Genomic DNA, 18,022 nt, shown 5'->3' with positions numbered 1-18,022 from the left:
CGCTCGCAGGCCTCGCACCCCACGCCCGCGAAAGTGGAACATGGCGCGGCGCCAGACGCATATGGGGTGGACGGCGCAAGGTCCGCGAAGCCCTCTACATCGCCGCCCTCAATGCCTCACGGCGTATCCCCGTCCTCACCGCCATGCGCGACAGGATGCGCGCCAAGGGTAAGGCGCCAAAGACTATACTCATCGCCGTTGCGCGACAACTCCTCGTCATCCTCAACGCCATGATCCGTAAACGTCAGCCGCTACAGCTCGGGTGAGCATCACAGTTGCCCCCTCCATCAAATAATATTACAGGTTCGTGACGGCTGATGAAATGGCATTTATGTGTTTCCTGAAGAATGATGGGGAGGGCATCAGCTCTTCCGGCATTTGTCGCCAAAAAAGAAAGTATTTCGGCTTCAGTCGGATTCGCGCCGATGATTATGATATTTTGATTACCTGCCTGGGCGGCTATGTTTTGGATTTACCTTGGAGCGCGATATAGATTTTATGCTCGCTATCGACCTTTCGTAAGTGAAGTTACTCATTGGAGGGTGCCGAAACGTCCTATGGACCAACAGGCTCCAATGCTGCCGGATAGCTGGAAATAGAAGCGATTGCGGCAAGCCAAATCAACATGACCTTGGTACTTCCCTTTTGTCATCGGCGCGGTCTGTGATCACTCGGCGCACCGCGCGATCCACACCGCCGCTCAGGCTTCGGTTCGACAGGTCGTCTTGAGACCTTTGACCCAGATCGTCGCCTTTTCGCCAGCCGCGATCGGCGTGATGACCCTGTTGCCCTTCCACAGGAATCGGAAGTTCATCGGGCCGACCAGTTTGCAGATCGCGCCCTTGCCATCTGGCCCACACATGTCTTCGGCTCGGCGATAGTCATCCACGGTTGCGGGTTCGATGGGGGTGACGCTGACGCCCGTGGCGGCGGTGCCGCCTAAGAAGAAGCGCTGTCCAAAGTTCATCGCATTGATGGTCCATTCGGTACGACCATCGGGGGCTGCCGGCTTGTCGACGCCGATATTGACCGCCAGCCTTGCACAGAAATCCAGCTTCTTGAGGGCGGTTTCGGGCGGCAGTGTCGCGCCGGTCAAGGCTACCCATCCCAGTCCCGCCACTATGATCTTCGACATCAGTCTATGCTGTCCCAGTTTGCGAACCATCTTCCCGGGCGGGTATTGGTCATTCAAGCAAAAAAGAAAGGGGCCTTGCGGCCCCTTTCCCCGTAGTGACATCGTGCAGGGGCTGGATCAGCCGCTGTAGTACATGTCGTATTCGACCGGGCTGGGGGTCATTTCCCAGCGCATCACTTCATGCATCTTCAGCTCGATATAGCTCTCGATCTGGTCCTTGGTGAACACGTCGCCCTTCAGCAGGAAGTCGTGGTCGGCGGCCAGCGAGTCGAGCGCTTCGCGCAAGCTACCGGCGACGGTCGGGACCTGGGCCAGTTCGGCGGGCGGCAGGTCGTACAGGTTCTTGTCCATCGCTTCGCCCGGATGGATCTTGTTCTGGATGCCGTCCAGACCCGCCATCAGCAGCGCCGCATAGGCAAGGTACGGGTTGGCCAGCGCGTCGGGGAAGCGCACTTCGACGCGCTTCGACTTCGGGCCGGTGCCGTACGGGATGCGGCACGAGGCTGAGCGGTTGCGCGCCGAATAGGCGAGCAGCACCGGCGCTTCGTAACCCGGCACCAGACGCTTGTAGCTGTTGGTGGTCGGGTTGGTGAAGGCGTTCAGCGCCTTGGCATGCTTGATGACGCCGCCGATGAAGTACAGGCAGGTTTCCGAGAGCCCTGCATAGCCGTTGCCGGCGAACAGCGGGGTCTTGCCTTCCCAGATCGAGAAGTGGGTGTGCATGCCCGAGCCGTTATCTTCCTTGATCGGCTTGGGCATGAAGGTCGCGGTCTTGCCGTAAGCCTGCGCGACCTGATGCACGACATACTTGTAGATCTGCATGCGGTCGGCGGTCTGGGTCAGCGTGCCGAAGGTCATGCCCAGCTCGTGCTGCGCGGCGGCGACCTCGTGGTGGTGCTTGTCGCAGGGCAGGCCCATTTCGAGCATGGTCGAGACCATCTCGCCACGGATGTCGACGGCCGAGTCGACCGGCGCGACGGGGAAATAGCCGCCCTTGGCGCGCGGACGGTGGCCGAGATTGCCGCCCTCATATTCGCGGCCGGTGTTGGTCGGCAGCTCGATATCGTCGATCTTGAAGTAGGACGACGCATAGTTCGTGTCGAACTGGACGTTGTCGAACATGAAGAACTCGGCTTCCGGACCGACATAGACGGTGTCGCCGATGCCGGTGGTCTTCACGAACGCCTCGGCGCGCTTGGCGGTCGAGCGCGGATCGCGGGCATAGAGCTCGCCGGTCGACGGCTCGACGATGTCGCAGAACACGATCAGCATCGGGGTCGCCGAGAAGGGATCGGTATAGACGGCGTCGAGGTCGGGCTTCAGGACCATGTCCGACTCGTTGATCGCCTTCCAGCCCTCGATCGAGGAGCCGTCGAACATCAGGCCGTCGGTCAGCTCATCCTCACCCAGGATCGAGGCAACCATGGTCAGGTGCTGCCACTTGCCCTTCGGATCGGTGAAGCGCAGGTCGACCCACTCGATCTCTTCGTCCTTGATCTGCTTCAGGATATCGCTGGCCGTATTCGCCATGTTCCGTTCTCTCTCTGCTTGGCCGCCCTCCGACGAAAGGCCGGGGCCGGTGATACGTGTTTAGTCGGGCCGAATGTCGGCCCGGTGACGGATGAGTGCGGGGCGCGTCAGATCGCGGCGTCGTCGCGTTCGCCCGTGCGGATGCGCAGTGCGGTCTCGACCGGGATCACGAAGATCTTGCCGTCGCCGATGCGGCCGGTCTGCGCGGCGGCGGCGATCGCCTCCACCACGCGTTCGGCCAGGCCGTCCTCGACGACCACTTCCAGCTTCACCTTCGGCAGGAAGTCGACGACATATTCGGCACCGCGATAGAGCTCGGTATGGCCCTTCTGGCGGCCGAAGCCCTTCGCCTCGGTGACGGTGATGCCGGACACGCCGATTTCATGCAGCGCCTCCTTCACCTCATCGAGCTTGAACGGCTTGATGATCGCCTCAATCTTTTTCACGAGCCTGACTGCCCCCGATGTTGTTCGAACCCTCGCCCGACCCTGCGCGTAGCAGGGATCGTGCCAACTGCCTTTCCCTCGTGAGAGGGTAAGAAATCGATCATGATTGCGCCTGAAAAGCGGGCATGATGCCATGCGCTGCTCAAATTATGGGCAGCGTTCACAGGATGCCCCGCACGGCTTCCGGCGGACGGCCGATAACGACACCCTTGGCCGTCTCGACCAGCGGCCGTTCGATCAGGATCGGATTGGCGGCCATCGCGGCCAGCACGGTCGAGTCATCCGCGTCGGCCAACGCCTTCGCTTCGGCCTCCGCTTTCCGGAGTCCGTCGCGCGGGGACAGCCCGCCCTTGGCATAGAGCCGCGCCAGTTCCTCGGCGCTTGGCGGTGTCTTCAGATATTCGATCACCGTCACGTCCGCACCGGCTTCGTTCAGCAGGGCCAGCGTCTCGCGCGACTTGGAGCAGCGCGGGTTGTGGAGGATCGTCGCCTTCATCGCCGACGCTTGTGCCACGCTCGCCGGGCTTTGTGGAGAGCGAATGCAGGCCGCACCGCACAAAAAGGCCCCCTTCCGTCCGGAAGAGGGCCTCAAATTTTTCCTCCCCTGCAAGGGGAGGAACCAGCAGGGGACTTACCCCTCCTGCTTGGCCAGCCATTCCTCCAGCCACTTGATCGTATAGTCGCCCTTCTGGAACTCGGGATCGTCCAGCAGCGCCTTGTGCAGCGGGATGGTGGTCTTCATGCCCTCGATCACGAACTCGTTGAGCGCGCGACGCAGACGACGCAGCGCGCCTTCGCGGGTCGTGCCGTACACGATCAGCTTGGCGATCATGCTGTCGTAATAAGGCGGGACCTTATAGCCCTGGTACAGCCCGCTATCGACGCGGACGTGCATGCCGCCCGGCGCATGATACATCGTCACCGTGCCCGGCGAGGGGGCGAAGGTGCGCGGGTCTTCCGCGTTGATGCGGCACTCGATCGCATGGCCGCGGAACTGCACGTCCTGTTGGCGCAGGGTCAGCGGATGGCCCTCGGCGACGCGAATCTGTTCGCGCACCAAGTCCAGGCCGGTGATCATCTCGGTGACCGGATGCTCGACCTGGAGACGGGTGTTCATTTCGATGAAATAGAACTCGCCGTCTTCCCACAGGAACTCGATCGTGCCCGCGCCGCGATAACCCATATCGGCCATCGCCTTGGCGACCACGCCACCCATGCGCGAACGCTCCTCGGCCGTGATGATCGGCGAGGGGGCTTCCTCCAGCACCTTCTGGTGGCGACGCTGGAGCGAGCAGTCGCGCTCGCCCAGATGGATCGCCTGGCCGTTGCCGTCGCCGAACACCTGGAATTCGATATGCCGGGGATTGCCCAGATATTTTTCCATGTAGACGGTGGCGTCACCGAACGCGGCCTTGGCCTCGGACCCCGCCTGCTGCATCAGCGTTTCGAGCTGGTCTTCCGACGGTACGACCTTCATGCCGCGACCGCCGCCGCCCGATGCCGCCTTGATGAGCACCGGATAGCCGATCTCGGCCGCGAGCGCCTTGGCCTCCTCGACATCCGAAATCGCGCCGTCCGAACCGGGGACGAGCGGCAGGCCGAGCGCGCCGGCGGTGCGCTTGGCCTCCACCTTGTCGCCCATGATGCGGATATGCTCGGGCTTCGGGCCGACGAAGATCAGGCCATGCGCCTCGACGATCTCGGCGAACTTGGCGTTCTCCGACAGGAAGCCGTAGCCGGGGTGGATCGCGTCCGCGCCCGAAATCTCGGCGGCGGAGATGATGTTCGGGATGTTGAGATAGCTGTCGGTCGCCGCAGGCGGACCGATGCACACCGCCTGGTCGGCCAGGCGCACATGCATGGCATCGGCGTCGGCCGTGGAATGCACGGCGACGGTCTCGATCCCCATCTCGTGACAGGCGCGGTGGATGCGAAGCGCGATCTCACCACGATTGGCGATCAGCAGTTTCTTGATCTGCGCCAAGGCGGCTTACTCGACGACGACCAGGGGCTGGTCGAACTCGACCGGCTGGCCGTTCTCGACCAGGACGGCGGTCACGGTGCCCGCCTGGGTCGCGGTGATCGGGTTCATCACCTTCATGGCCTCCACGATCAGCAGCGTGTCACCGGCGGCGACCTTCTGCCCCACCGAGGCGAAGGGCTTGGCGCCCGGCTCGGCCGACAGATAGACGGTGCCGACCATCGGCGACTTCACGGCATTGGCTGACGCAGCCGGGGCCGATGCGCCGACTTCCGCTGCGGCGGGGGCGACAGGCGCGGCGGCGGCCGGCGCGGGCGCGGCCACAGGCGCGGGCGCATAGCCCATCTGTGCGACGGCTGCGGCCTTGCGCGCGACGCGGATCTTGCGGTCGCCATGCTCGACCTCAATTTCGGTCAGGGCGGTGGCGTCGAGCAGCTCGGCGAGCTGACGGACGAGGTCGACATCGACCTTCATCGCTTGTTCGGTCTTTTCGGTCATGGGACGCGCTCCTGTCAGAACCGGGCCGCGGCTTCAAGCGCGAGCAGATAGGAATGCGCGCCAAAACCCGCGATTGTGCCTTTTGCGGCACGCCCGATGAAGCTCTCATGCCGGAATGGCTCCCGCGCATGAGGGTTGGATAGGTGAACCTCGATCACCGGAGTCGTCACCGACTTGATCGCGTCATGGATCGCGATCGACGTATGGGTGAAGCCCCCGGCGTTGAGCAGCACGGCCTTCGCCTCATAGGCCTGGGCCTCGTGCAGCCAGTCGATCAGATGGCCTTCATGGTTGGACTGGCGCATGTCGATCGTCAGATCGAGTTCGCGCGCCCGGTCCTCCAGCAGCCCCGCAATATCGTCCAGCGTGTCATGGCCATAGATATGCGGCTCACGCAGGCCGAGCAGGTTCAGGTTCGGCCCGTTGAGGACATAAACGGTCGCGGGCATCGGCACTCCCATGGTTGCGGCTCGGGATGGCCGGGCCTAGATCGAGGGCCTTCCTTAACCGCATGCCCTATCCCACGTCGAGCGGGCAGCGACTTGCATGGTAAGTGACACATATGCCCCATACCGATGGAACCGTGACGATCACCGTGAATGGCGAGCATAAGCGGGTGGTGGCGGGCCTGTCGCTGGCCGATCTGGCGAACCAGCTGGGGCTGGTGCCCGAAAAGGTGGCGGTGGAGCGCAACCTGGAGGTCGTGCCCCGTTCGACACTGGCGCAGGTGCAGGTCGAGGATGGCGACGAGATCGAGATCGTGCATTTTGTCGGCGGCGGCGATCATGCGGCGGCGGCGATGACCGAGGCGGCGGACGATGATTCGTGGGAGGTCGCGGGGCAGCGTTTCCGTTCGCGCCTGATCGTCGGCACCGGCAAGTACAAGGACTTCGCGCAGAATGCCGCAGCGGTCGAGGCGGCGGGGGCGGAGATCGTCACGGTCGCGGTGCGCCGGGTCAACGTGTCGGACCGCAACGCGCCGATGCTGACCGATTTCATCGACCCGAAAAAGATCACCTATCTGCCCAACACGGCGGGCTGTTTCACCGCCGAGGATGCGATCCGCACGCTGCGGCTGGCGCGCGAGGCGGGCGGCTGGGAGCTGGTCAAGCTGGAGGTTCTGGGCGAGGCGAAGACGCTCTATCCGGATATGGTCGAGACGCTGCGTGCAACCGAGATCCTGGCCAAGGAAGGCTTCAAGCCCATGGTCTATTGCGTCGACGACCCCATTGCCGCCAAGCGGCTGGAGGATGTCGGGGCGGTGGCGATCATGCCGCTGGGCGCGCCGATCGGATCGGGGCTGGGCATCCAGAACAAGGTGACGATCCGCCTGATCGTCGAGGGGGCCAAGGTGCCTGTGCTGGTCGATGCGGGTGTCGGCACCGCGTCGGAAGCGGCCGTCGCCATGGAACTGGGCTGTGACGGCGTGCTGATGAACACCGCGATCGCCGAGGCCAAGGACCCTGTGCTGATGGCCCGCGCAATGAAGGCGGGCGTCGAGGCGGGGCGCATGGCCTATCGCGCCGGGCGCATGGGGATGCGCCGCTATGCCGACCCGTCGAGCCCGCTGGCGGGACTGATCTAACTTTAATTTCACGGAACTTGCCGCGTAACGAACCGTTGTGTTTCCGAGTGTTCAACGGGATTTCACGATCCCTCAGCAAATGGAGGCCATCATGGGTGAACTCACCGACAAGATCAAGGGCAACGTCAACGAGCTGGTTGGTAAGGCCAAGGAAGCCATTGGCGAGCATAACAACAATGACAAGCTCGTGGCCGAGGGCGAAGCCCAGCAGGCCAAGGGCAAAGGCGAGCAGATGAAGGGTTCGGTCAAGGGCGCCCTTGGCGACAACATCTGAACCTGCTAGTCGTTTTCTGACTAAAGCAATCAGCAACGAACTCGCCGCCCCGGTTTATACCGGGGCGGTTTTCTTTTGTTTGGATAAGGATAAATTCTGCAATCGTTTTTATGATAGCGTTATTTTGGGTTTAGCCCGCTTTATTTGAAGGCTTTTATGGTCCTGCGGTAACGGAGCGTAGGAAGAAGGGGTGCGAGTGAAGGCGTCTCTGGATTTCCTCCACTCGCGGGGAGATTTCAGTGGTTTGCGATTCGCGACAAGGTCGTGGCGGGGGTGATGACCTCGATATCGGTCTTCAGGTGCAGCAACCGTACGCCGGTCCCAGCCATCGCGCGGGACAGGGCTGGGGCGAAATCCTCGGTCCGGGTCACCACTTCGCTCCAGCAGCCATAGGCGCGCGCCAGTGCGGCAAAGTCGGGGTTGGTAAGACCCGTTGCCGCCACACGACCGGGATATTCGCGCTCCTGATGCATGCGGATCGTCCCATATCCGCCATTATCGACCACGATCACCAGCATCGAGGCGCCATATTGTACGGCGGTCGCCAGTTCCTGTCCGTTCATCAGGAAGCAGCCGTCACCCGCCAGCGCGACGACCATGCGATCGGGATGGCGCAGCGCGGCGGCGGTGGCGGCGGGGACACCGTATCCCATCGCGCCGCAGGTCGGGGCAAGCTGGCACCCCGGTTCGTAGCGCCAGTAACGGTGCCACCAGCCCGAATAATTGCCCGCTCCGTTGCAGAGGATCGAATCGGCCGGGAGTGCGTCGCGCATCGCCGCGACGCATTGGCCCAGGTCCAGCGTCACGCCCTCGCGCGGGGCGGGTTCGGACCAGGCGAGATAGGCGGCATGGGCCTCCGCGCCGCTGGGGTGGGGCGTGGCGGCTTCGCTGGCGAGCAGTTCCAGCATCCCCAGTGCCTGATGGACGTCGGAACACAGCGCCAGGTCGGTGCGATAGACGCTGTGCAACTCGTCCGGGTCGGGATGGATATGGACCAGCGTCTGGCCCGGATGCTCGGGCGTGATGAGCGTATAGCCATCGGTCGTCGCCTCCCCCAGCCGCGCGCCGACGACGATCAGCAGGTCGGCCTCCTTCACCCGGGCGACCAGTGCGGGATTGGGGCCATAGCCCAGATTGCCCGCATAGACCGGGCAGGTGGCCGACACCGCATCCTGTCGCCGGAACGCTGCGACCAGCGGAATGCCCGCCGCTTCGCCCCATTGCTCGGCCAGCGCTACGGCCTCGGCATTCCAATGTGCCCCGCCGATGATGGCGACGGGCCGCTGGGCCTTCTCGATCAGGTCCTGCGCCGCCATCACGTCTTCGATGCGCACGTCCTGCGATGGCCGCTCGATCCGGGGGCGGGGCGCGCCCTCGACCATATCGCACAGCATGTCCTCGGGCAGGGCCAGCACGACCGGCCCCGGTCGCCCGCTCATCGCGGTGGCATAGGCGCGGGCGACATATTCCGGGATACGCGCGGCATCGTCGATCCGTGCGGCCCATTTGGCGAGCGGGGCGAACATCGCCTGGAAATCGACCTCCTGAAAGGCTTCGCGGTCGCGGGTGCCCCGATCGACATCGCCGATGAACAGGATCATCGGTTGCGAGTCCTGCCGCGCGACATGCACGCCGATCGCCGCATTGGTCGCCCCCGGCCCGCGCGTGACGAAGGCCACACCCGGCCGCCCGGTCAGCGTGCCGTCGGCGCACGCCATGAAGGTCACGCCGCCTTCCTGCCGACAGGTCACCATATCGATGGCGGGCGTGTCGTGTAGCGCGTCGAGCACCGCCAGGAAACTCTCGCCCGGCACGGTGAAGATACGGTCGCACCCCTGTTCGAGAAGCGCATCGACAAGCAGGCGTCCGCCGGTTTTCGTGGTCATGGACGGCAGCCTAACGCCGCTTCCCTGCAAAGCGCAAACGCTGGCTTGACCCGGCTCCGTGCCTCCGCCTAACGCTTGCGCCATCATAGGGAGGACGCCCATGCAGAAGCTCTATTCCGACGCGGCCGCCGCGCTCGACGGCCTGCTCCATGACGGCATGACGATCTGCGCCGGGGGCTTCGGCCTGTGCGGTATCCCGGAGCGGCTGATCGACGCGATCGAGGCTGCCGGGGTCAAGGACCTGACCATCGCCAGCAACAATGCCGGGATCGACGGTGTGGGTCTGGGCAAGCTGCTCCGATCGCATCAGGTGAAGAAGATGATCTCGTCCTATGTCGGCGAGAACAAGGAGTTCGAGCGGCAGTATCTGTCCGGTGAACTGGAGGTCGAGTTCTGCCCGCAGGGGACGCTCGCCGAGCGTTGCCGGGCAGGGGGTGCGGGTATCCCCGGCTTCTATACCAAGACGGGCGTCGGCACGAAGGTGGCCGAGGGCAAGGAAGTGAAGAGCTTCGACGGGGAGGATTATATCCTCGAACGCGGCATCCGCGCCGACCTGTCGATCATCAAGGGGTGGAAGGCCGACGAGGCCGGGAACCTGATCTTCCGCAAGACCGCACGCAACTTCAACCAGCCGATGGCGACGGCGGGTCGCATCTGCGTGGCCGAGGTGGAAGAGGTGGTGCCGGTCGGCTCGCTCGATCCCGACCAGATCCATCTGCCCGGCATCTATGTGAAGCGGATGATCGTCGGCGCGCCGTACGAGAAGAAGATCGAGTTCCGCACGGTGCGCGAGCGGGCTTGATTTTTTGGGGGAGGGGATGCGGAGAGCGCTGGCCCTCCCCCCGACCCCCTCCCGCCTGCGGGAGGGGGAGCGCGCTTGGCGGAGGGGGTGTTTGATGAAACGCACGAAGATTGAGCACGACGGCAGCAACGTAACCTCTCCCCTCCCGCAGGCGGGAGGGGTTGGGGGAGGGAACGCCGTTCTAAGGCTGGGCGTAGCAATTGCCACCGCCCTGACCCTATCCGGCTGCGTCGTCGCCGTCGGCAACAACAGCCCGGCATCCCCACTCGCAGCTGCCACGAACCCCAAACTCGCGGGCATGCAATATCTCTACGGCTCGGCCGAGGCCGACGCGATCTCGCGTCAGGCCTGGAATGCGCTCGTCACCTATGCCGCCGACCGGGTACGTCGCCCGCAAGCCGACAGCGTCGTGCTGGCCCAGGGCGCGAGCCTCGAAAGCCCCCGCTTCGTGCCGTGCGCGGGCAAGCGTCCGGCGGCCGTGTTCGACGTCGACGAGACGGTCCTCCAGAATCTCGGCTTCGAGCAGGACGATCTGACCGGCCGCGCCGACCGCGACTTTCCCGGCCGCTGGCGCGCCTGGGAGCAGAGCGATGGCCATGCCGTCCTGCCCACGCCCGGCGCTGCGGCGGCGATCGCCGATCTGCGGACGATGGGCGTGACGGTGATCTTCAACACCAACCGCGACGATCCGGCGGGCGCGGCGCGCGTGATCGAGGCGGCAGGGCTTGGCCCGGCGGTGCATGGCGACACGCTGTTCGTGCGCCCCGATACAGGCAGCGGCGACAATAAGGACGCGCGACGCTGGCGGATCGCCGACCGCTATTGCGTGATCGCCATGGGCGGCGACCAGCTCGGCGATTTCAGCGACCTGTTCAACACGCCTGCCAGCGTGGCGCAGCGTCGCGCCCGCGCCGATGCCCCGCGCGTCGCGGCGCTGTGGGGCCGTGGCTGGTTCGTCTTCCCCAACCCCGTATACGGCAAGGCGCTGAAGGGCACCCCCGACGACATCTTCCCCGCCGACCGGCGGTGGCACCCGACAGGAGAGCAATGATGGCCTGGACCCGCGACGAAATGGCCGCCCGTGCGGCCAAGGAGCTGAAGGACGGTTTCTACGTCAATCTGGGCATCGGCATCCCGACTTTGGTCGCCAACCATATCCCGCAGGGGGTGGAGGTCACGCTGCAATCCGAAAACGGGATGCTGGGCATCGGGCCGTTTCCCTATGACGACGAGGTGGATCCCGACCTGATCAACGCGGGCAAGCAGACGATCAGCGAGCTGCCGCACTCGGTCTATTTCTCGTCGGCCGACAGCTTTGCGATGATCCGGGGCGGGCATATCGACCTGACCGTGCTGGGCGCGATGGAGGTGTCCGAAGGGGGCGACATCGCCAACTGGATGATCCCCGGCAAGATGATCAAGGGCATGGGCGGCGCGATGGACCTGGTCGCGGGCGTCAAGAAGATCATCGTCGTCATGGAGCATAACGCCAAGGACGGCAGCCCGAAATTCATCCCCGAATGCACCCTGCCGCTGACCGGACGCAATGTCGTCGACATGATCGTCACCGACCTGGCGGTGTTCCAGCGCCCCGATCACGACAGCGCCTTCCGCCTGATCGAATGCGCGCCCGGCGTCACCGCCGATGAGGTGGCGGCGAAGACGACGGCGAAGTTCGAGCGCTGATGGCCTATACCCTCGTCACGGCGAACCGGAATTATTCGAGCTGGTCGCTGCGCCCCTGGCTGTTGATGAAGGCGCTGGGGATTGCGTTCACCGACCGGATCGAACCGTTCGCTGCGGCGGAGAATTACGAGGCGTTCCGCGCCTTTTCGCCGACCGGGCAGGTGCCGGTGCTGATCGATGGCGAGCGGACGGTGTGGGATTCGCTCGGCATCGCGTTGTATCTCGCCGAGCGGCATCCGGGAGTCTGGCCGGAGGATGAGGCGGCGCGCGCCTGGGCGATGTGCGCGGTCGCGGAGATGCATGGCGGCTTCGGCGCGCTGCGGGCCGAGCGGACGATGAATGTCGGGGTGCGGGTGGACGCGAAGCCGCCGTCGCCCCGGCTGGAGCGCGATGTGGCGCGGCTGGCGGAACTGTGGGGCGAGGGATTGTTGCGTTTCGGCGGGCCGTGGCTGGCGGGGGAACGTTTCTCGGCAGTCGATGCGTTTTTCGCGCCGGTTGCGTTCCGGGTAAGGACGTACGGCATCGACGTTGGCGAGGCGGGGGCGGCCTGGGTCGAGACGGTGCTCGCACATCCCGCGATGCGGGACTGGGAAACGCAGGCGCTGGCAGAGACGTGGCGGGACCCGGATCATGAGATCGAGCTGGCGGAGTGTGGTGGCGTGACCGAGGATTTTCGCGCCAAGGGGTGAGGTATGGGGCGTGACCTTCGGCTACGCTCAGGCTGAACGGAGCGGGGGAATAGGTCTCCACCACCTCCGTTCAGCCTGAGCGAAGTCGAAGGCCAAAGGAATCCCTTGGCACATGACAATTTCGCCATCCCAAAGAAATAACATTGCGCCACACCTTTGCGGCGCGCATCTTTTCGGATAACAGCGCCCGCATCATGGCCCAACGACCCCAGACTCTGTACGAGAAGATCTGGGCCGCGCACGTTGTCGAACGGCGGCCCGATGGCACCTGCCTCATCTATATCGACCGTCATCTTGTTCACGAGGTGACGAGCCCGCAGGCGTTCGAGGGGCTGCGCGCCGCCGGACGCACGGTGCGCCGTCCCGAATTGACGCTGGCGGTGCCCGACCACAATCTGCCGACGACGCCGCGCAAGGACGCGAACGGCAACCTCCTGCCCATCGCCGACCCGGAAAGCGCGCAGCAGCTTGACGCGCTCCGCCGCAACACCGCCGAGTTCGGCGTCGACTATATCGACGCGACGGCGGCGGCGCAGGGGATCGTCCATGTCGTCGGGCCGGAACAGGGCTTCACCCTGCCGGGCACGACGCTCGTCTGCGGTGACAGCCATACCTCGGCGCACGGCGCACTGGGCGCGCTGGCCTTCGGCATCGGAACGTCGGAGGTCGAGCATGTGCTGGCGACCCAGACGCTGTTGTTGTCTCCGTCCAAGACGATGGAGGTCCGTGTCGACGGCGTGCTGGGTCACGGCGTCTCGGCCAAGGACGTGGTGCTGGCCATTATCGGCAAGATCGGCGCAGCGGGCGGCACCGGCCATGTCATCGAATTCACCGGCAGCGTGATCCGCAACCTGTCGGTCGAAGGTCGCCTGACCATCGCCAACATGTCGATCGAGGGTGGCGCGCGCGCAGGGCTGATTGCACCGGACGAGACGACCTTCGCCTATCTGAAGGACCGCCCGATGGCGCCCAAGGGGGGGGACTGGGACAAGGCGGTCGCCTGGTGGCGGACGCTGCCGACCGATCCGGGTGCGGTCTACGACAAGGTCGTCACGCTCGACGCCGCCGATATCGCGCCCAACCTGACCTGGGGCACCAGCCCCGAGGACGTGGTGCCGATCACCGGCGTCGTGCCCGATCCCGACAGCTTTGCCGACGCCTCCAAGCGCGAAGCGGCGCGCAAGTCGCTGGACTATATGGGCCTGACCCCCGGCACTGCGATGCAGGACGTCGCGATCCAGCATGTCTTCATCGGCAGCTGCACCAACAGCCGGATCGAGGATCTGCGCGCCGCCGCCGCCGTGGCGCGCGACCGCAAGGTGGCAGAGGGCGTCCGTGCGCTGGTCGTTCCCGGCTCGGGTCTGGTCAAGCGCCAGGCCGAGGCGGAGGGGCTGGATCGCATCTTCGTACAGGCCGGTTTCGAATGGCGCGAGCCGGGCTGTTCGATGTGCCTGGCGATGAACCCGGACAAGGTGCCGCCGGGCGAGCGTTGCGCCTCGACCTCGAACCGCAATTTCGTCGGCCGTCAGGGTCCCGGGGCGCGCACCCATCTGCTTTCCCCCGCCATGGCTGCCGCCGCAGCGGTGACCGGACGCCTTTTCGATGTTAGAGAGTTGAAGAGCCACGCGATTGATCGTGAAGGCATCTGACAGGGACGATAGGGGATACGCATCATGAAGCACGTACTGGTCATGCTCGTCACCGGCGCGGTTCTGTGCGGCGCGGCCGCCTATGCCGCAGGCATTGCGTCACGCCCTGCCGTGGCCGAGCAGCGTCCGCAGCAGGCGGGCTGACCGCCCGGTTTTCGAATACAGGGATGATGAAATGAACCCGGTTACGACCGTCGCCGGCACTGCCTACCCCTGGGGTGCCAAGAATATCGATACGGATGTCATCATCCCGGCACATTGGCTGAAGACGATCACCCGTGCCGGTCTGGGGCGCGGCGCGTTCGAGACGGTGCGCGCACAGCCGGACAACATCTTCGACGACCCCCGCTATGCGGGCGCGCCGATCCTGATCGCGGGCGACAATTTCGGTTGCGGCTCCAGCCGCGAGCATGCCGCATGGGCGCTGGCGGATATGGGCATCCAGGCCGTGATCGCCCCGAGCTTTTCCGACATCTTCTCGGGCAATGCCTTCAAGAACGGCATCGTCCCTGTCGTCCTGCCGCAGGAGGCGGTGGACCGGCTGATCGCGGTGGCGCAGGACCAGCCGATCACGGTCGATCTGGAGACGATGACCGTCACCACGCCGTTTCAGGACCGTTTTACCTTCGAACTCGACCCGTTCCGCCGCGAGTGCCTGATGAAGGGGCTCGACGAAGTCGGCCTTACGCTGGCCCGTGACGAGGCGATCGGCCATTTCGAGGGGCAGATGGCCGAGGGGCGGCCCTGGGTCGTGGGTCGCCAGCGCCTGGATGGCGCCACGGCGGCCGCTGCCTGACGAAACAGGGTGCGGGGCCTTTTGCGGGCGTGCTGGCGAAAGCGTCAGGACGCGACGACGACGACCCCGGCGATCAAGGCCCATATGGCGAGCGAACCGATCATGCCGTTGACGATGCCCAGCATCGGATTGTCCCGGCGGTCCGGTGGCACGGCGCGGAAATGGGTCATGGCGCTCTCCTAAGGCCTCGGCGATATCCCGGTTCTTCCAGGCTTCATCCCGTTTTTGCCATGCTTACAGTACGCACCGGTCCGGGCGCGGTTCCCATCGTTTCCCGACCGAAACGATCGTTGGAAACGGGGTGAAACACCCGATCGGCGCATCGGTTGCACGCGGGCGCGACGCCCCCTATCTCGGACGCTGTGTTTGATTGGCCCATGGGGCTGGGGGATGGCGAACCGATGACCAGTTTCGACGATCGCAGGAAGGGCTTCGAGGCCAAGTTCGTGGCCGATCAGGATATGCTGTTCCGCATCACGGCGCGGCGCAACCGTCTGGTCGCGCAATGGGCGGCCGAGCGGATGAAGCTGACTCCCGCCGAGACCGATGCCTATGCCAAGGCGGTCGTGCAGGCCGATTTCGAGGAAGCGGGCGACGAGGACGTCATTCGCAAGCTGCTGGGCGACCTGACCGCGGCCGGGATCGACGTGGACGAGGCGGAGGTCCGTCGTGCGCTGGACGAGCAGCTGGTCGAGGCGCGCCGCCAGATGATGGAGAGCCGCTGACTATGCCGATGGCCGCCGATGATATCGCCACGATGATCCGCACCGCCATTCCCGATGCCGAGGTCCAGATCACTGACCTCGCCGGGGACGGCGACCATTATGCCGCGCATGTCGTGGCCGCCAGCTTTGCGGGCATGAGCCGCGTCGCGCGCACCCGCGCTGTCTATGCCGCGCTCGGCGGACGCATGGGGGGCGAACTCCATGCGCTGCAACTGACCACCGCGGTTCCGGCCGCCTGATCCCATTCCCTCAAGGATGAATGACATGACCGACGATACGAACGCGCGCATCGACGCGCTGGTGAAGGACAACGCCGTCCTGCTGTTCATGAAGGGCACGCCGCTCTTTCCGCAATGCGGTTTTTCCAGCCGTGCGGTGGCGATCCTGAACCATCTTGACGTACCGTTCGAGAGCGTGGACGTGCTTCAGGACCAGGGCATCCGCCAGGGCATCAAGGCCTATTCGGACTGGCCGACCATTCCGCAGCTCTATGTGAATGGCGAGTTCGTCGGCGGATCGGACATCATGATGGAGATGTACGAAAGCGGCGAACTGGCCGAACTGGTCCAGGATGTGAAGACCGCGTGATGTGACGAAGGGCCGGATGAAAATCCGGCCCTTTTTATATCCTCCCCGACACGGGGAGGGGGACCAGCGAAGCTGGTGGTGGAGGGGGCGCGCCGCAAAGGTCGTGCAGTGCGGAAGCCCCCCTCCGTCAGGCCTGTGGCCTGCCACCTCCCCGTGCCGGGGAGGATCGGAACCGCCCTATTGACTACGCGTGTAATCGGAATAGGATTACGCTTGTAGTCAATAAGAGGGCGAGTCGATGGCCGAGCGTATCAGCGATGCCGAACATGCCGTGATGGAGGTCCTGTGGGAGGAGGCTCCGCTGACCGCGCAGGATGTCGCGGAGCGGGTCGATCCCGAACGCGGCTGGAGCACCAACACCGTCAAGACGCTGCTCGGTCGCCTGCTGGCCAAGGAAGCCATCGGGCATGAGGAACAGGGGCGGCGGTATCTGTACCGCCCGCTGGTGGCGCGCGACGATTATGTCGTCGGCGAGTCCCGCCGACTGATCGACCGGCTGTTCGGTGGCCGCCTGACCCCGCTGGTCGCGCATCTGGCCGAGCGGGACGAACTGACCGCCCAGGATATTTCCGAGATCGAGGCGCTGCTCAAGGACCTCAAGGCATGAGCGGCGCGCAACTCGGCTGGGCGGTGGAGGCGATGATCGCCTCCACCCTGCTGATGGGGCTGGTCCTGCTGGCCCGCCGCCATGTCCGCCAGGCCTTCGGGCCGCAGATCGCCTATGCGCTCTGGGCCTTGCCGTTGCTCCGCTTGCTCCTTCCGCCGCTGCCGCGCGGGCTGTCCGAGCAGGCGACCCCGCCGCTGGCTGCCGCGAGCGAGCGCTTCGCGACCTATGTCGTGCTGCCCATGACCGCGCAGATACCCGCGACGGTGGATGCGCCCGGCATCTGGTCGATGGTGGAGCAGGGGGTGGCGCTGTTCTGGATCATCGGGGCGGCGGCGTTTCTGGGCTTCCAGCTCTTGCGCCACTGGCGCTTCCGCAGGCGGTTGCTGGCCGATGCCGAGCCGCTGGAAGCGGTCAAGGGCGTGCGCGTGGTCGCCAGCGATGGTGCGCCGGGGCCGCTCGCCTTCGGCATCTGGCATCGCTACGTCGCTTTTCCACGGGACTTTGCCGAGCGCTACGACGCCGATGAGCGCGACCTGGCGCTGGCGCATGAGCTGGGCCATCACGCCCGGGGCGATCTGATCGCCAACTGGATCGCGCTCGCCGTGCTGGCGCTCCACTGGTTCAACCCGCTGGCGTGGCGGGCTTTCCACGCCTTTCGCGCCGATCAGGAGCTGGCCAACGACGCCCGTGTCCTCAAGGGGCGCAGCCGGGCCGACCGGCATGTCTATGCCTGCGCCATCGTGAAGGCCGCGCATGGCCGCGCCCTGTCGGGGGCCTGTCACCTGCACACCATCGATGACCTGAAAGGGAGGCTGAAGATGTTGACCACTTCTCCGAAATCGCGTCGCCAGCTGGCGATGGGCGGCGCCACCGTGTCGGTGCTGGTGCTGGCCGGGCTGGGGGCGACCGCCTCGGGCACGCCGGCGGCGGCGGCGTTGACCAGGAAGGTCGAGCGGACACTGGGCGTCGATCTGACCAGCACGGTCGCGGTCATGCCCGCCGTCGCCCAGACGACGCCGGAGGTTCCCGAAGCGCCGACCGCACCTTCCGTGCCTGCGGCCCCGGCTACCCCTGCAAAACCCGTGGTTGCGATTGCCGCGACGGTTCCGGAGGTGCCCGCCGTTCTCGCTGCCCCCGCGACTCCG

24 protein-coding genes are annotated in these 18,022 nt (G+C 65.2%); 15 read left to right on the top strand and 9 right to left on the bottom strand.

From position 1 onward, the window contains the following. Positions 1-266 (top strand): transposase (locus BSZ14_RS19045; protein WP_139330508.1); only part of this gene is annotated, 266 nt, incomplete at its 5' end. Positions 267-307: 41 nt separating this feature from the next. After that, the gene (locus BSZ14_RS19455) at positions 308-493 is read left to right on the top strand and encodes a hypothetical protein (protein WP_139330506.1); all 186 of its coding nucleotides are present in this window, start codon (positions 308-310) and stop codon (positions 491-493) included. A 207-nt stretch (positions 494-700) separates the two neighbouring features. Here BSZ14_RS19455 and BSZ14_RS17215 read toward each other — a convergent pair whose 3' ends face one another. The 7 genes from BSZ14_RS17215 to aroQ all read right to left on the bottom strand — a co-directional run bounded on the left by BSZ14_RS17215 (position 701) and on the right by aroQ (position 6,039). Next, the gene (locus tag BSZ14_RS17215) at positions 701-1,096 is read right to left on the bottom strand and encodes a hypothetical protein (RefSeq protein ID WP_241823812.1); all 396 of its coding nucleotides are present in this window, start codon (positions 1,094-1,096) and stop codon (positions 701-703) included. 156 nt (positions 1,097-1,252) lie between these two features. Beyond that, positions 1,253-2,665 carry a type I glutamate--ammonia ligase gene (gene glnA / locus BSZ14_RS17210; protein ID WP_042490094.1) on the bottom strand — a complete coding sequence of 471 codons (1,413 nt, stop codon included), beginning with the start codon at positions 2,663-2,665 and terminating at the stop codon, positions 1,253-1,255. Between the two features lie 107 nt (positions 2,666-2,772). Next, positions 2,773-3,111, bottom strand: coding sequence for a P-II family nitrogen regulator (locus BSZ14_RS17205; protein WP_007405799.1), 339 nt, complete (start codon positions 3,109-3,111; stop codon positions 2,773-2,775). A 160-nt stretch (positions 3,112-3,271) separates the two neighbouring features. Continuing rightward, the gene (gene arsC / locus BSZ14_RS17200; RefSeq protein ID WP_076711845.1) at positions 3,272-3,607 is read right to left on the bottom strand and encodes an arsenate reductase (glutaredoxin); all 336 of its coding nucleotides are present in this window, start codon (positions 3,605-3,607) and stop codon (positions 3,272-3,274) included. Between the two features lie 135 nt (positions 3,608-3,742). Next, complete coding sequence (gene accC / locus BSZ14_RS17195; protein ID WP_076711841.1) at positions 3,743-5,095, bottom strand: acetyl-CoA carboxylase biotin carboxylase subunit; 1,353 nt, start codon at positions 5,093-5,095, stop codon at positions 3,743-3,745. Positions 5,096-5,101: 6 nt separating this feature from the next. Next, the gene (gene accB / locus BSZ14_RS17190; RefSeq protein ID WP_042490089.1) at positions 5,102-5,590 is read right to left on the bottom strand and encodes an acetyl-CoA carboxylase biotin carboxyl carrier protein; all 489 of its coding nucleotides are present in this window, start codon (positions 5,588-5,590) and stop codon (positions 5,102-5,104) included. A gap of 14 nt (positions 5,591-5,604) precedes the next feature. Beyond that, the gene (gene aroQ / locus BSZ14_RS17185; protein ID WP_076711840.1) at positions 5,605-6,039 is read right to left on the bottom strand and encodes a type II 3-dehydroquinate dehydratase; all 435 of its coding nucleotides are present in this window, start codon (positions 6,037-6,039) and stop codon (positions 5,605-5,607) included. Between the two features lie 113 nt (positions 6,040-6,152). Between aroQ and thiS the strand changes: the two genes are divergently transcribed. After that, positions 6,153-7,175 (top strand): sulfur carrier protein ThiS, encoded by a 1,023-nt coding sequence (thiS, locus tag BSZ14_RS17180; protein ID WP_076711839.1) that lies wholly within the window; start codon positions 6,153-6,155, stop codon positions 7,173-7,175. Positions 7,176-7,266: 91 nt separating this feature from the next. Continuing rightward, positions 7,267-7,449 carry a CsbD family protein gene (locus tag BSZ14_RS17175; RefSeq protein ID WP_042490204.1) on the top strand — a complete coding sequence of 61 codons (183 nt, stop codon included), beginning with the start codon at positions 7,267-7,269 and terminating at the stop codon, positions 7,447-7,449. Positions 7,450-7,685: 236 nt separating this feature from the next. Here the strand turns inward: BSZ14_RS17175 and BSZ14_RS17170 are convergent, their stop codons facing one another. Beyond that, entirely contained in the window at positions 7,686-9,335 is a 1,650-nt protein-coding gene (locus BSZ14_RS17170; protein WP_198930555.1) for a thiamine pyrophosphate-binding protein, read from the bottom strand. A gap of 100 nt (positions 9,336-9,435) precedes the next feature. Between BSZ14_RS17170 and BSZ14_RS17165 the strand changes: the two genes are divergently transcribed. From BSZ14_RS17165 to leuD, 6 genes are all read left to right on the top strand, one after another. Further along, entirely contained in the window at positions 9,436-10,137 is a 702-nt protein-coding gene (locus BSZ14_RS17165; protein ID WP_042490085.1) for a CoA transferase subunit A, read from the top strand. Positions 10,138-10,435: 298 nt separating this feature from the next. After that, positions 10,436-11,188: an HAD family acid phosphatase gene (locus tag BSZ14_RS17160; RefSeq protein WP_241823811.1), complete on the top strand. Its 753-nt coding sequence runs from the start codon at positions 10,436-10,438 to the stop codon at positions 11,186-11,188. After that, positions 11,188-11,823, top strand: a complete 636-nt coding sequence (locus tag BSZ14_RS17155) for a CoA transferase subunit B (RefSeq protein ID WP_042490199.1) — start codon at positions 11,188-11,190, stop codon at positions 11,821-11,823. Before BSZ14_RS17160 ends, BSZ14_RS17155 begins: the two co-directional genes overlap by 1 nt. Continuing rightward, positions 11,823-12,512 (top strand): glutathione S-transferase family protein, encoded by a 690-nt coding sequence (locus BSZ14_RS17150; protein ID WP_076711838.1) that lies wholly within the window; start codon positions 11,823-11,825, stop codon positions 12,510-12,512. Before BSZ14_RS17155 ends, BSZ14_RS17150 begins: the two co-directional genes overlap by 1 nt. 194 nt (positions 12,513-12,706) lie before the next feature. Then, positions 12,707-14,161: a 3-isopropylmalate dehydratase large subunit gene (gene leuC, locus BSZ14_RS17145; protein ID WP_076711842.1), complete on the top strand. Its 1,455-nt coding sequence runs from the start codon at positions 12,707-12,709 to the stop codon at positions 14,159-14,161. Between the two features lie 175 nt (positions 14,162-14,336). After that, a complete protein-coding gene (gene leuD / locus BSZ14_RS17140; RefSeq protein ID WP_076711837.1) occupies positions 14,337-14,957 on the top strand; it encodes a 3-isopropylmalate dehydratase small subunit in 621 nt (206 codons plus the stop codon). A 44-nt stretch (positions 14,958-15,001) separates the two neighbouring features. Here leuD and BSZ14_RS20220 read toward each other — a convergent pair whose 3' ends face one another. Next, complete coding sequence (locus BSZ14_RS20220) at positions 15,002-15,127, bottom strand: hypothetical protein (RefSeq protein WP_274533669.1); 126 nt, start codon at positions 15,125-15,127, stop codon at positions 15,002-15,004. A gap of 231 nt (positions 15,128-15,358) precedes the next feature. On the opposite strand from BSZ14_RS20220, the gene BSZ14_RS17135 reads away from it, so the two are divergent. From BSZ14_RS17135 to BSZ14_RS17115, 5 genes are all read left to right on the top strand, one after another. Then, entirely contained in the window at positions 15,359-15,682 is a 324-nt protein-coding gene (locus tag BSZ14_RS17135) for a DUF1476 domain-containing protein (protein WP_042490195.1), read from the top strand. Between the two features lie 2 nt (positions 15,683-15,684). Further along, complete coding sequence (locus BSZ14_RS17130; RefSeq protein ID WP_042490079.1) at positions 15,685-15,921, top strand: BolA/IbaG family iron-sulfur metabolism protein; 237 nt, start codon at positions 15,685-15,687, stop codon at positions 15,919-15,921. A 25-nt stretch (positions 15,922-15,946) separates the two neighbouring features. Continuing rightward, positions 15,947-16,270, top strand: coding sequence for a Grx4 family monothiol glutaredoxin (gene grxD, locus BSZ14_RS17125; RefSeq protein WP_042490193.1), 324 nt, complete (start codon positions 15,947-15,949; stop codon positions 16,268-16,270). A 238-nt stretch (positions 16,271-16,508) separates the two neighbouring features. Further along, complete coding sequence (locus BSZ14_RS17120; protein ID WP_042490078.1) at positions 16,509-16,877, top strand: BlaI/MecI/CopY family transcriptional regulator; 369 nt, start codon at positions 16,509-16,511, stop codon at positions 16,875-16,877. Further along, on the top strand, positions 16,874-18,022 hold a 1,149-nt coding region (locus BSZ14_RS17115; protein WP_076711836.1), incomplete at its 3' end, for a M56 family metallopeptidase. The genes BSZ14_RS17120 and BSZ14_RS17115, both read left to right, overlap by 4 nt.

This window comes from Sphingomonas sp. Sph1(2015) (assembly GCF_001970915.1).
Taxonomy (GTDB): Bacteria; Pseudomonadota; Alphaproteobacteria; order Sphingomonadales; family Sphingomonadaceae; genus Sphingomonas; species Sphingomonas parapaucimobilis.
This window is presented reverse-complemented; position numbering and strand designations above follow the sequence as displayed.

Bases quoted from the DNA above. Each gene is read 5' to 3' on its own strand.
- glnA (WP_042490094.1), bottom strand. From the start codon at position 2,665: ATGGCGAATACGGCCAGCGATATCCTGAAGCAGATCAAGGACGAAGAG.
- arsC (WP_076711845.1), bottom strand. From the start codon at position 3,607: ATGAAGGCGACGATCCTCCACAACCCGCGCTGCTCCAAGTCGCGCGAG.
- accB (WP_042490089.1), bottom strand. From the start codon at position 5,590: ATGACCGAAAAGACCGAACAAGCGATGAAGGTCGATGTCGACCTCGTC.
- aroQ (WP_076711840.1), bottom strand. From the start codon at position 6,039: ATGCCCGCGACCGTTTATGTCCTCAACGGGCCGAACCTGAACCTGCTC.
- thiS (WP_076711839.1), top strand. From the start codon at position 6,153: ATGCCCCATACCGATGGAACCGTGACGATCACCGTGAATGGCGAGCAT.
- BSZ14_RS17175 (WP_042490204.1), top strand. From the start codon at position 7,267: ATGGGTGAACTCACCGACAAGATCAAGGGCAACGTCAACGAGCTGGTT.
- BSZ14_RS17170 (WP_198930555.1), bottom strand. From the start codon at position 9,335: ATGACCACGAAAACCGGCGGACGCCTGCTTGTCGATGCGCTTCTCGAA.
- BSZ14_RS17165 (WP_042490085.1), top strand. From the start codon at position 9,436: ATGCAGAAGCTCTATTCCGACGCGGCCGCCGCGCTCGACGGCCTGCTC.
- BSZ14_RS17160 (WP_241823811.1), top strand. From the start codon at position 10,436: ATGCAATATCTCTACGGCTCGGCCGAGGCCGACGCGATCTCGCGTCAG.
- BSZ14_RS17155 (WP_042490199.1), top strand. From the start codon at position 11,188: ATGGCCTGGACCCGCGACGAAATGGCCGCCCGTGCGGCCAAGGAGCTG.
- BSZ14_RS17150 (WP_076711838.1), top strand. From the start codon at position 11,823: ATGGCCTATACCCTCGTCACGGCGAACCGGAATTATTCGAGCTGGTCG.
- leuC (WP_076711842.1), top strand. From the start codon at position 12,707: ATGGCCCAACGACCCCAGACTCTGTACGAGAAGATCTGGGCCGCGCAC.
- leuD (WP_076711837.1), top strand. From the start codon at position 14,337: ATGAACCCGGTTACGACCGTCGCCGGCACTGCCTACCCCTGGGGTGCC.
- BSZ14_RS20220 (WP_274533669.1), bottom strand. From the start codon at position 15,127: ATGACCCATTTCCGCGCCGTGCCACCGGACCGCCGGGACAATCCGATG.
- BSZ14_RS17135 (WP_042490195.1), top strand. From the start codon at position 15,359: ATGACCAGTTTCGACGATCGCAGGAAGGGCTTCGAGGCCAAGTTCGTG.
- BSZ14_RS17130 (WP_042490079.1), top strand. From the start codon at position 15,685: ATGCCGATGGCCGCCGATGATATCGCCACGATGATCCGCACCGCCATT.
- grxD (WP_042490193.1), top strand. From the start codon at position 15,947: ATGACCGACGATACGAACGCGCGCATCGACGCGCTGGTGAAGGACAAC.
- BSZ14_RS17120 (WP_042490078.1), top strand. From the start codon at position 16,509: ATGGCCGAGCGTATCAGCGATGCCGAACATGCCGTGATGGAGGTCCTG.